Here is a 12,295-nt window from a genome sequence, read left to right on the forward strand (position 1 = left end):
GTATGCGTCTGCTTGCTATCTGGCTGATTAACGCCCTCGCTTTGCTCGCCATTCCTTATCTGATGCACTCTGTTGCCATTGATAGTTTCGGCACAGCCCTGCTGGTAGCACTGGTACTGGGATTGGTCAATACCATTCTGCGTCCGGTGTTGCTGGTGCTGACCTTGCCGGTAACGATGCTGACCATGGGCTTATTCATTTTTGTCATCAACGGCTTGTTGTTCTGGGCTGTGGCGAACGTGGTTGATGGCTTTCATGTCGCCGGATTCTGGGCCGCAGTCGGCGGTGCTTTGTTGTACAGCGTGATCTCCTGGACACTGTCGACTTTACTCTTCCAACAACGATGAAGACGCATAATTTCAGCATAGAATTTTTCCCGCCAAAGACGGCGGAAGGCACTGAGAAATTACGTGCAACCAGAGCAAAATTGGCTGAGTTGCAGCCTAAATATTTTTCCGTGACATTTGGTGCCGGTGGTACGACGCAGCAGGGAACGCTGGATACCGTTCTGGAGATCCGCAAAGAAGGCTATGATGCCGCGCCGCATTTGTCTTGTGTCGGCGGCAGCCGTGAATCGATACGCGACATTCTGCAGCAATATCAGGCCAACGATATCCGCCGGTTGGTGGCGTTGCGTGGTGATTTGCCGAGTGGCTATGGCATGGGCGGCGAATTCCGTCACGCCAGTGATCTGGTTGAATTTATCCGTGCCGAAACCGGTAACTGGTTTCATATCGAAGTGGCTGCTTATCCGGAAATGCATCCGCAGGCACGCTCACCGCAAGACGATTTACAAAATTTTGTCCGTAAGATGAACGCCGGAGCCAATGCCGCCATCACGCAATATTTTTACAATGCGGACGCATATTTCCGTTTTGTTGAAGAGGCGCAGAAAGCAGGTGTGACCGCACCTATCGTGGCCGGCATTATGCCGATTACCAACAGCAGTCAGTTGTTGCGTTTCTCTGAAATGTGCGGTGCAGAGATCCCACGCTGGGTACGCCTGAAGCTGGCGAGTTTTGGCGACGACACTGCGTCGATCAAAGCGTTTGGACTCGACGTGGTGTCATCTATGTGCGAACGTTTGCTGGCAGGCGGCGCACCAGGGCTGCATTTCTATTCATTGAATCAGGCCGCCGCAACAACGGCGATCTGGCAACGCCTGGTGTAATCGTTCGTTTTAATCGTCCATTTTTTCAAAAGCGTGCTGATGGCAATGTCAGCACGCTTTTTTTGCTTGTGAAAAAGGAGCGGTTTGTCAGGCGGCTGAACTCATTCTGCGTTTTTAAGCACAAATTCTTGTCTTTAAGAAAATATTTATTTTGATTCAAGTCAAGAATACAGGCCTTTTTCTGCATTACAATAATTCGTTATATTTAATTTTTCATATTTAAATAACCTTGCCACCGGGAGCAAAATTGGCTATTGAACTTTACAATGACGGCAAACACATCTGCGTGATGTTTAACGATCTGGTGAAAGATGCCGGGGATCATGCCGTTCAGGCTAATCAGTTCCTTGTCGTTTCCGATGGTGAGGGTGCGCTGATTGATCCGTCCGGCCATCTGACTTACAACTCGCTGGTGTTGGCAATGCACAAGTACATGCCTAAGCAGCAGGTGAAGTATCTGTTTGCCTCGCATCAAGATCCCGATATTATCGGCGCACTGGATAAGTGGCTCTTCAGTACAGAGTGCAATCTGTTTGTGTCTAAACTCTGGTCACGTTTCGTACCGCATTTCTGTAATCTGAACCGTGCTGACGGTCGTATTATCGGGATTCCGGATGAAGGCATGCCTGTACCTATGCGTGATACCGTTATCCACGCTGTGCCTGCGCATTTTCTCCATGCAGAAGGTAACTTCCAGTTTTACGATTCCAAATCAAAAATCCTGTTTTCCGGTGATATGGGAGCGTCGATGGTGGATGCGGGCGATATCGTTAATCCGATGAGAACCAAAGAAGATTTCCTTGCAGAGCTGCACACCATGAGTGGTTTCCATAAGCGTTATATGGTGTCAAACAAGGTCTGCCGTCTGTGGGCAAATATGGTGCGGCAAATGGATATCGAGATGATGGTACCTCAGCATGGCCGTTATTTTGTCGGTAAGGAAGCGATACACGCGTTCCTCGACTGGATAGAAAACCTGCAATGCGGTATTGATCTGTTTACTCAGGAACATTACCGCTTCCGTGGCTGATCAGCTAGCTTTCAGCGGTTTCACTACCGCATAGTCGAGAGGCAATGCGGTAGTACTCTTAATCACTTCCATCACAAAACTGGAGCTGACGTCCTGTAAGTCGGCGACTTTCACCAGTTTTTTATAGACCAGATCAAAGCCCGCCATATCCGGCACATGGACCTTCAACAGATAGTCGATGTCGCCGCTCATGCGCAGTATCTCTACGATTTCACTGATATCTTTGACTCCCGCGATAAACTTCTGCATCCATTTCTCGTTATGCTGAGCTGCCTTGAGCGCCACCATCACGGTTAAACCGAGATTCAGTTTGCCCGGATCGCATAACACAACCTGACTGCGGATGACGCCATCTTCCTGCAGTTTCTGTACCCGCCGCCAGCAAGGCGTGACGGAAAGATGCACCGCCTGCGCCAGATCGGCCAGCGCAATCGAGGCGTCTTTCTGCAGGAAACTCAGTATTTCAAGATCTTTTTTATCCATAATCATATATTTTTAGGAAATTTTTCTAAAAATAACATGAATGTTTAAAAAAATGAGTAAAAATTTCCGGCTGATGATTGTTACGATGTCGGCTGTACCGTCGCCTGAACGCGATATCTGAAAATTCTGTCTGTCTCTGGAGAACGCCATGCACCAACCCGCATCTGAATTGCAAACGGCAACGCGCCTGACTCACGCCGGGCGCAAAGGAAAAGAGCATCATGGCCCTGTCAATCCGCCTGTGGTTCGTGCATCGACGATGTTGTTTCCCGATTGTGCGGCTTTACAGGATGCCAATGGTACCCGTCGCTCGTATGCGCGCCATGCGACCGAAACCACGCTGGCGCTGGAGCAGGCATTGTGCGCAGCGGAGGGCGCTGCTGCCTGCATGCTGACCTCGTCGGGTTTGTCGGCGATTACAACGACCTTGCTGGCTTTACTGAAACCGGGCGATCATCTGCTGATGGTCGATACTGCTTATGATCCTACACGCCAGTTCTGTGATGGCTTGCTGAAGCAGATCGGCGTTAACACGACGTATTACGACCCGCTGATTGGTGCGGGTATTGCGGCGTTAATGCAGCCAGAGACCAAAGTAATTTTTGTCGAATCACCCGGCTCGCTGACATTTGAAGTGCAGGACGTACCGGCGATTGCGGCGGTCGCGCATGCGGCTGGTGCGGTCGTAGTGGCTGACAGCACATGGGCCACACCGATAGGCTGGGATTCTTTTGCTCTGGGGATTGACGTCTCTATACACGCGGCGACCAAGTATATCGTCGGTCACTCTGACGCATTGATGGGGGCGATTCTGACAAATGAAGCGCTGCATCTGCGTATCCGCAATACGTATAAACAACTGGGTATGTCTGTCGGCGGTGATGATGCAGCATTGGCATTGCGTGGTCTGCGTACCATGGCTGCGCGTCTGGCAGTGCATCGCGACAGTGCGCAGGTCGTCGCGAAATGGTTACAGGCTCAGCCTGAAGTGGCAGAAGTGCTGTATCCACCGCTGGCAGGTGCAGCCGGACATACATTATGGAAGCGTGACTTCCGCGCAGAATACGCATGCGGACTGATGGGAGCCGTTTTTCATTCCGGCGTGACGGAGGCGCAGGTCGCAGCCCTGATCGATCGTACTGCTTTATTCGGCATAGGTTACAGCTGGGGTGGATACGAGAGCCTGATTCTGCCGACACGCCCGGCGGGATACCGGACGATCAATGCGGAAAAATGGAATGCGCCGATGATACGTCTGCATGTCGGTCTCGAAGCCGTGGAGGATTTAATCACCGATCTTGATGCAGGATTTTCCGCATTAAGAGCATCTGCCTGCACTGCCAGAGCAGCATAAGCTGGAAGTAGTGAATGCCAGACGACAGTTTCCAGTATTGTCATCAGGATGTCACTCACCTTGTTTAAGATGCGTACGTCCTACTGCTTTAACTCCAAAGGTCAGGATATTTGCCCGCAGATTTTTCTGCGGGTTTTTTTATGGTGGTGAACTGATCGCCTCATCCATATCCAGTGTTTTTACTCCTCCACCATTCAGAAATTCCACGTACATCCAGTCTCCTTCGGCATTGCTGACGCCATCCGGCACGTTTCGCTGAACTTCTGCTTTACCGGCGAGACTTGCCCGCATACTGTCTATCCAGATTGGTAAAGCCAGAGTCGCACCAAATTCTCTGCCACCCAGCGATTTAGGATCGTCGTAACCCATCCAGGCAACCGCGACCACATTCCCTGCGTAGCCAGCAAACCAGCCGTCAACCGCATCACTGGTGGTCCCTGTTTTTCCGGCCAGATCATGGCGCCCCAGACGTGCGCTGGCTGTTGCACCCGTACCACTGCGGGTGACTTCACTTAACAAGCTATGCATCACAAAGGCATTCCTGCCATCAATCACACGGGCATCTTCCTGCGCAATGACCGGGGCTTTATTTTCGCTCAGCACCTTGCCTTTGGCGTCAACGACCTTGCTGATCAGCCACGGTGTGATCTGATAACCACCGTTCGCAAACACGGCATATCCGGCTGCCAGTTGTACTGGTGTGACAGCACCGGTGCCGAGAGCCATGGTCAGGTCATCCGGATGCTTTTCTTTGTTAAAACCAAAACGCGGCAACCAGTTATGCGCAGTATCGACACCGATGGCTTTGAGTATGCGCACAGAGACCACGTTTTTCGATTGTGCCAGCGCGGTACGCATGCTGATGGGACCATCATATTTACCATCGTCATTGCGTGGGTCCCAGCGCAGCAAAGTACCTGTCGTGGCGGAGAGCTGCACGTCATTGATCAGCGTTGCCGGAGAAAAGCCTTTTTCCAGGGCCGCAGAATAAATGAAGGGTTTGATGCTGGAACCAGGCTGACGCCAGGCGCTGGTGACATGGTTGAATTTTTTACGGTTGAAATCGAATCCGCCTACCAGTGCACGATAGGCACCGGTTTCCGCATTCAGCGCAACGTAGGCACCTTCGACTTCAGGCAACTGGCTGATACTCCAGCGCTTCTTCGTATCCTGTATCACGCGGATCACCGCACCAGGTACGATTTTCAGACTGGATTTCGCTTTCGCTTGTAAGGCGTTTGCCGCAAATTTTAAACCGTCACCATCAATCACTGCGGTGTCGCCGTTGGCAAGTTCTGCCTTGATGATTTTGCTGCTGACTTCGGTCACGACTGCGGCCTGCAATTTGTCGCTGGAAGGATGTTTGCGCAGTACCTCATCAATCGCATCATCACGTTCATCTTCGTCCGCGGGCAGTTGGATAAAGGCTTCGGGGCCGCGATAGCCGTGGCGCAGGTCATACGCCATGACATTATTGCGCACGGCTTCATAAGCCGCTTCCTGATCCGCTTTCAGCAGCGTGGTATAGACTTTGATACCGCTGGTGTAGGCTTGTTCTTTGTATTCATCAACAATTTTCTGGCGCACCATCTCAGCAACATAGTCGGCATGGGTATCGTAAATCTGTTTTCCGGTGACGGTGATTCTTTCATGCAGAGCCTGATCGTATTGTGCTTCAGTAATCACGCCACGATTGAGCATGAGTTTGAGCACCACTTCCTGCCTTTGCTTGGCCTTTTGGAAGTTGCTGACAGGATTGTGCCGCACCGGATTTTTCGGTATTCCGACCAGCATTGCAGCTTCCGCCAGACTCAGTTCATTCAGTGATTTATTGAAGTAAGTCCGCGCTGCGCCAGCGAAGCCATGGGTGCGCTGCCCCAGATAAATCTGATTCATGTACAGCTCCAGAATCTGGTCTTTGCTGAGCGCGGCTTCGATGCGGGTGGTGAGTAGTAATTCTTTGAGTTTGCGATTCACGGTTTTTTCCTGTGACAGGAAAAAATTTCTGGCGACCTGCATCGTGATGGTCGAAGCACCCTGATGAAATCCACCGCGCAGATCGGCCAGTACGGCACGACCAGCTCCGATAAAGTCGATACCGCTGTGTTCGTAAAAGCGCGCATCCTCGGTAGAGAGTAGTGCCGTTTTCAGTTTTTCGGGAATCTCTTTGATGGGTACAAATTCGCGGTGTTCTTCGCCAAATTCACCGATCAGTGCGTTATCGGCAGTATAGATACGCAGCGGTATCTTTGGACGGTAATCGGTCACCGCGTCGAGTGGCGGCAGGTTGGGCGCAAGTACCAGAAACACGTAGGCGAGAACGCCCGCAGCAATGATGCCCAGAGATGCCATGATGGCAGCAATCCATTTCATGTTGGTTTAGTCCTCTAAAGTTTGCAGCAGATACAGTTTTTGATAAATGCCCTGATCTATCTGCATTAATTCCTGATGCTGACCTTGCTCAGCGATTTTGCCGTGATTCAGAACGATGATGCTGTCTGCATCTCTGATGGTGGAAAGGCGATGCGCAATGGCGATGATGGTGACTTTGCCGCGTAATTCATTCAGCGCAACTTGCACGATCTGTTCGGTTTCACTATCAATATGAGAAGTCGCCTCGTCTAGGAATAGGATGCGTGGCTGACCCGCCAGTGCGCGGGCAATCGCAATCAGTTGCTTTTGCCCGGTGGAGAGTCTGGCGCCGCCTTCGCCGAGTGGTGTGTCATAGCCATGTTCCAGTTGCAGAATAAACTCATGTACGTGCGCTGCTTTCGCTGCGTTGATGATGTCCGCCTCGCTGAGGCTGCGCCCCATCGCGATATTTTCACGCGCGCTGGCGGCAAGCAAAAAGGGTTCTTGCGGAACGAGGCCGACGCTGGCACGGAAATGCTCATCTGAGAAAGTGGCAATGTCATGACCGTCAATTCTGATGCTGCCGGATTGCGCGGCATAAAAGCGCAGCAGTAAACTCATCAGCGTCGATTTGCCGCTGCCGGTATGACCGACCACACCAAAAAAACTGCCGGCTGGTACGTGTAAATTCACGTCCTGCAATACCGGATGTCCGGCGTTGTAGGCAAAGCTCAGATGCGCTATGTTCACGTCGCCTGACAGCATTTGCGCATCGGTACTGGTATTCCTTATCTGCTGTTCGTGTAACAAGGTGTTGACCCGTGCAGCCGAGACGACGGCTTGCTGAATTTGCCCGAATTGCAGCGTAATCTGAATCAGCGGATCTACAACTCGCGCGATATAACTGACAAATGCATACAGAATCCCGACTTCGACACCCGAAAAACTGCGTTGCCCAAAGCTGTAAATCACGACCACCAACAGCACGGAATTAAGTAAATCCAGCGCTGGTCGCAGTAACCAGGCGTTCGCGCGCAGTTCATCAAGACGGGCGACGTAATGTAATTGGTTGGTGTTGGCAAATCGCTGACCGAAACGTTGTTCGGCATTGCTGGCCTGCAGGGCGCTCATGCCACTGATACTCTCGGCAACCTGCGCGTTAATGTCGCTACGCAACTGCCGTGCACGGCTGACGGCGGGGGCACTCCAGCGCTGATAAAACCAGACAATAATCACGACGGCCGGAATTAAGGTGATGACGATCAGCATCAATCGCCAGTCCAGCCATGCCATGGCCACCAGCGCGCCGAGCACGACGATGGAGCTGTCCAGCATCACAAACAATACCTGCACATACAGATTTTTGACTGACTCGGTATCGTTGGTGACGCGGCTGACGAGCTGACCGGTAATCGCCTTATCGAAGAAGGCCATAGGCAAACGCAGGACATGCCCATACACCTGTTCGCGTAAGCGCCGCACTGAACGCATTGCAACGCCTGCAAGCCGGGTCAGCTGCATGTAACGTAACCAGGTTGCGCCCCAGCCTGTCAAAACATATGCGACCAGTAAGGCAATAACCGCAGGCCAGTCCATTAAGTGCGGCAGCAGATAACGGTCGATAAACGCTTTGCCGAGTAAGGGGCCGATGGCTTCCAGTCCGGCAGCAATCAATAAAAAAAATATGCCCCAGACGACATGTTTTTTTTCTGGCTGAGCCGCTTGTACCAATAACTGTACGGCTAATTTTTTCTCTGATTTCACGGAGGCTTTTTCTGTCGTATTCATATCATGCGGCATGTAAGCTTGCCTCCAGTTGCTGATAGCGCCATTGCGATGCATACCATTGATTGGCGTCCAGCAGTTGTTGATGCGTTCCTTGTTCTGTGATTTTTCCATCCCGCAAAACAAGGATGTGATCAGCGTCGACCACTGCACTCAGGCGGTGACTGATGATGATCGCACTGCGTTCGTTTTGTTTTTGGCGTAATTCGGCAAGATGCTGCAGGATGCGGGTTTCGGTATCCGTATCGACGGCGGAAAGCGCGTCGTCCAGTATCAACAGCGGACTGGATGTCAGCAGTGCGCGGGCGATTGCAACGCGCTGACGCTGGCCACCTGAAAGTGTGACCCCGCGTTCACCGACGGGCGTGTCGTAGCCTTGTGGGAAACGCAGAATGTCGTCATGCACTGCCGCTAAAGTGGCAGCATGAATAACCTGTTCCCGGCCCGCTTCCGGATTAGCAAGAGCAATGTTTTCGGCAATTGAGGCCGAAAATAAAAATGGTTCTTGCGCGACCCAGTTGATAGCAGTTCGTAAGCTGTGCAGCGGATATTCTGCAATCAGATGTTCGCCCCAGCGCACCTGCCCATGCGGTGTTTCTATCTGCCGCAACAGCAATTTAACAATACTGGATTTACCGGCACCGGTTGGCCCGACGATCCCCAGCGTTTGTCCAGGTGTGATGGACACTGAAATATCGGTCAGTGCATTTCTGCTTTGGCCGGGATACGCAAAACTGATGTGATCGAAATGTATCTTGCCAGATGGCTGGCTGCTCAGAGTACCTTTATCCTGTATCGACAGTTCTTGCGACAGCACAGGTTCCAGCCTGCCCCAGGCCGCTTTGCCTCGCTCCATCAGAGACAACACCCAGCCCGCAGCGAACATGGGCCAGATCAGTTGTCCCAGATACATAGTAAAGCTGGTGAGTGCGCCGATTGTCATTTCTCCGTGCCACACCAGATAACCGCCGACGGCCAGTGTCAGCGCGCCAGCTGCTGTCAGCGTGATGCCGACCGCAGGCTCATAAGCCGCTTCCCAGCTTTGCGCCGAGAGGCTGGCGCTGGCTGCGTTTTCAGCGAGTTCGGCAAACTGCGCAGCACTGCGCTGTTCCAGACCTAAAGCGCGCAGAGTACGTACGCCGGCAAGGGTTTCCTGCACCTGATCGTTGAGTTTGCTGAAGCGTTCCAGCGAATCGCGCGAGGCTTCATGTACCTGATGGGTGATATGCCGGAACGCCCACGCCATCAGGGGAAATGGCAATAACGCCGCCACCGCAAGACGCCAGTCCACGCCCAGTAACATCATGCCGATGACCAGGGCAAATGTCATCGAACCATCAAAACCTGCCAGCGCTGCTTCACCGGCCGCAAGTTCTATCGCATCGGCATCATTGGTGCCGAGTGCCATCAGGTCGCCAGTACGTTGTTGCTGAAAAAAATTCTGTCCCTGCAAACTCAGGCGCTGATATAAACGGGTACGAAGTTCAACACCAAGCTGATACGAGGCTGTGAACAGTTGCATGCGCCAGCCGACACGCAGGAAATAAATGGCAATGCCCATCAATAACAGCCACGCGAGTTCGGTCAGCATACCGCGTTGATCAAGCTGCCCACTGACCAGTCCATCAATCACGGCACCAACGCGACGCGGTATCAATACGGTCATCAGGGCGACGGCGAACAGCATACTGGCCGCTGCACAATAGCGCTGCCAATGGCGGCGGATAAATGTTTTCAGTAGTTGGAACAGTGTCATGCAAATTCTTAAATAGGACTTACCTGACAGCGCCCCGGAGGTACGATGGCTCTTGACTGCTATGCCTGCTGTCTTGGTTGTCGTGTCTTGCCGGAATAACTATCCGTCAGTCCTGTTAAATAAAAAATCCGTTATCCCTCAACAGGATAACGGATTGTAAACGCATTAAACAGATTGTGATTGGATCACAGGTGGATTCGACTATCGACGTCGAATCAGCGCCTGCCAAATTTGTGGCAGTTTGCCGTCATCAGTGAATTGCATTTGCCTCGTTGTCGCGCTTTAACATATTCCACAAAAAGCTGTAGGTAATTGCACTCATATCGGCTCTTTGTTCATTATTTGCCGCGCCACCATGTCCGCCTTCGATGTTTTCGTAGTACCAGACATTTTTATGACCCTGATCCAGCATTTTTGCCGCCATTTTGCGGGCATGGCCGGGGTGGACGCGATCATCACGGGTAGAGGTGATGAACAGAACGTTAGGATAACGAACGCCTGCTTTGACGTTGTGGTAAGGTGAGTAACGCTGGATGTATGCCCATTCTTGCGGCACATCAGGATTCCCATATTCGCCCATCCACGAAGCCCCGGCCAGCAGTTGGTTGTAGCGCTGCATATCCAGCAGTGGCACCTGACTGACAACGGCGTTGAACAGTTCCGGATGCTGAGTCAGAGCCACCCCTGCCAGCAGACCGCCGTTACTGCCGCCCATGGCACCGAGATGACGGGGGCTGGTGATTTTGCTTGCGATCAGACTGTTTGCTACTGCCGCAAAGTCGTCGTAAGCGCGTTGACGATTTTCTTTCAATGCTGCCTGATGCCAGCGCGGACCGAATTCGCCGCCGCCACGAATATTCGCAACAACATAGACGCCGCCTTTTTCCAGCCAGGTTTTACCTAAGGCGCCAGAATAGGATGGTGTCATAGAAATCTGGAAACCGCCGTAACCGTAAAGCAGGGTAGGATTGTTGCCATCGTATTTGATATCTTTGCGTTTGATGACGAAATAAGGAACTTGCGTACCATCGGCCGAGGCCGCAAATTGCTGAACGGTCTCATAAGGGGATGCATCAAAAAATGCGGGTGCTGATTTCAATTGTTCACGCGTGTCGCTGCCGGCATGTGCGAGCAGATAGACATTGGGCGTCAGATAATCGGAATAGCTGAGGAAGTAATCATCATTGCCTTCAACGTCAACAGCACTGATGCCCACAGCCCCCATGGTTGGTAACTGCACCTGGCGGGACACCCACTTTCCATCTGCGAATTTCCATTCCTGCAAATGGCTTTTAACATTGTTGAGCGACTGTACCAGCAGGTAGTTTTTTGTTGCGGTGAGGCCCGTGAAAGACGTACTGTCTGTAGGCTCAAACAGCGTAGTGAATTGGCGATCACCATTTTCAAAAGAGTTGAAATCAATCGCGAGAACGCTGCCGCTGGCATAGGTCTTTTCAGCGATTTTCCAGGCTTCTCTTGGTGTCACGATCATTTGTGTGCTGAAGAAGGCAACGCCGGATTTTTCCGGAATATCAAGCTTCTTCAACTGGTCACCCTCCAGTAAAAAATTTTCTGCGGTGTAAAACGTGATCTGACGATGAACCAGATTGTGTTGAATTCCGCCATGCTGCGTACTTTGTGCTGAGACAGCCATGTCGGTTTTTTTACCCTCCAGAATAGTTTTAGCAGCGCTGATCGGCGTGCCTCGTTTCCATAATTTGACGATACGGGCGTAGCCGGAATCGGTGAGTGAGCCGGTGCCAAAGTCGGTGGCGACAAACAAGCTGTCTTTATCGCGCCAGTCGAGCGACATTTTTGCTTCCGGCAGCGAGAAGCCATCTTTCACAAATGTTTTGGTGTTCAGATCGAATTCGCGCATGGTGACGGCATCGGCGCCGCCACGGGAGAGTTCGATCAGGCAGCGGTCAAATGCGGGTTCGCGGCAATTACTGTTTTTGAATACCCAGTTTTCGTTTTCTGCTGCCGCCAGCGCACCGATATCAAGGACAGTTTCCCATTTCGGTTGAGGCTTACGATATTCCTCGAGCGAAGTTTTGCGCCAGATGCCGCGCGGATGTTCAGCGTCGGTCCAGAAGTTATAGACGGCATCGCCCATTTTTCGTATGCCGGGGATGCGGTCTTTGGAATTCAGGATGACTTGCAAATCACTGCGTAATTGTTTAAAACCAGCGTCGTTATCGAGCTTGCTACGGGTGATCTGGTTTTGTGCTTTGACCCAGCTGAGTGCTTTTTCTCCGCTGACATCTTCCAGCCATTGGTGAGCATCCGTCGTTTGTGCCGCCGCGATGCTGGTGACGCCCAGCATGCAAAGAGTGGTGAGCAGTGTTAACTGTGGTTTCATTT

At 51.9% G+C, this 12,295-nt stretch carries 9 protein-coding genes; 4 read left to right on the forward strand and 5 right to left on the reverse strand.

Features of this window, described 5'->3' with window-relative positions; genetic code table 11:
- Window positions 1-2: 2 nt before the first annotated feature.
- The 3 genes from ACOTSW_RS01895 to ACOTSW_RS01905 all read left to right on the forward strand — a co-directional run bounded on the left by ACOTSW_RS01895 (window position 3) and on the right by ACOTSW_RS01905 (window position 2,201).
- Entirely contained in the window at window positions 3-347 is a 345-nt protein-coding gene (locus ACOTSW_RS01895) for a phage holin family protein (protein WP_190477187.1), read from the forward strand.
- The gene (metF, locus tag ACOTSW_RS01900; protein WP_423680700.1) at window positions 344-1,171 is read left to right on the forward strand and encodes a methylenetetrahydrofolate reductase [NAD(P)H]; all 828 of its coding nucleotides are present in this window, start codon (window positions 344-346) and stop codon (window positions 1,169-1,171) included. The genes ACOTSW_RS01895 and metF overlap by 4 nt, the downstream gene beginning before the upstream one ends.
- Window positions 1,172-1,418: 247 nt before the next feature.
- A complete protein-coding gene (locus ACOTSW_RS01905; protein ID WP_423680701.1) occupies window positions 1,419-2,201 on the forward strand; it encodes an MBL fold metallo-hydrolase in 783 nt (260 codons plus the stop codon).
- Here ACOTSW_RS01905 and ACOTSW_RS01910 read toward each other — a convergent pair whose 3' ends face one another.
- Entirely contained in the window at window positions 2,202-2,684 is a 483-nt protein-coding gene (locus ACOTSW_RS01910) for an Lrp/AsnC family transcriptional regulator (protein ID WP_423680702.1), read from the reverse strand.
- A 148-nt stretch (window positions 2,685-2,832) separates the two neighbouring features.
- On the opposite strand from ACOTSW_RS01910, the gene metC reads away from it, so the two are divergent.
- On the forward strand, window positions 2,833-4,038 hold the full coding sequence (gene metC, locus ACOTSW_RS01915) for a cystathionine beta-lyase (RefSeq protein WP_423680703.1): 1,206 nt from the start codon (window positions 2,833-2,835) through the stop codon (window positions 4,036-4,038).
- A gap of 138 nt (window positions 4,039-4,176) precedes the next feature.
- On the opposite strand, the gene ACOTSW_RS01920 is transcribed toward metC, so the two are convergent.
- The 4 genes from ACOTSW_RS01920 to ACOTSW_RS01935 all read right to left on the reverse strand — a co-directional run bounded on the left by ACOTSW_RS01920 (window position 4,177) and on the right by ACOTSW_RS01935 (window position 12,293).
- The gene (locus ACOTSW_RS01920) at window positions 4,177-6,411 is read right to left on the reverse strand and encodes a penicillin-binding protein 1A (RefSeq protein ID WP_423680704.1); all 2,235 of its coding nucleotides are present in this window, start codon (window positions 6,409-6,411) and stop codon (window positions 4,177-4,179) included.
- A gap of 6 nt (window positions 6,412-6,417) precedes the next feature.
- A complete protein-coding gene (locus ACOTSW_RS01925; RefSeq protein ID WP_423680705.1) occupies window positions 6,418-8,178 on the reverse strand; it encodes an ABC transporter ATP-binding protein in 1,761 nt (586 codons plus the stop codon).
- 1 nt (window position 8,179) lies between these two features.
- A complete protein-coding gene (locus tag ACOTSW_RS01930; RefSeq protein WP_423680707.1) occupies window positions 8,180-9,931 on the reverse strand; it encodes an ABC transporter ATP-binding protein in 1,752 nt (583 codons plus the stop codon).
- Window positions 9,932-10,181: 250 nt separating this feature from the next.
- A complete protein-coding gene (locus ACOTSW_RS01935; protein WP_423680708.1) occupies window positions 10,182-12,293 on the reverse strand; it encodes a prolyl oligopeptidase family serine peptidase in 2,112 nt (703 codons plus the stop codon).
- Window positions 12,294-12,295 lie beyond the last annotated feature (2 nt).

The sequence above is a fragment of the Undibacterium sp. WLHG33 genome (genome assembly GCF_049544815.1).
Taxonomy (GTDB): Bacteria; Pseudomonadota; Gammaproteobacteria; order Burkholderiales; family Burkholderiaceae_D; genus Undibacterium.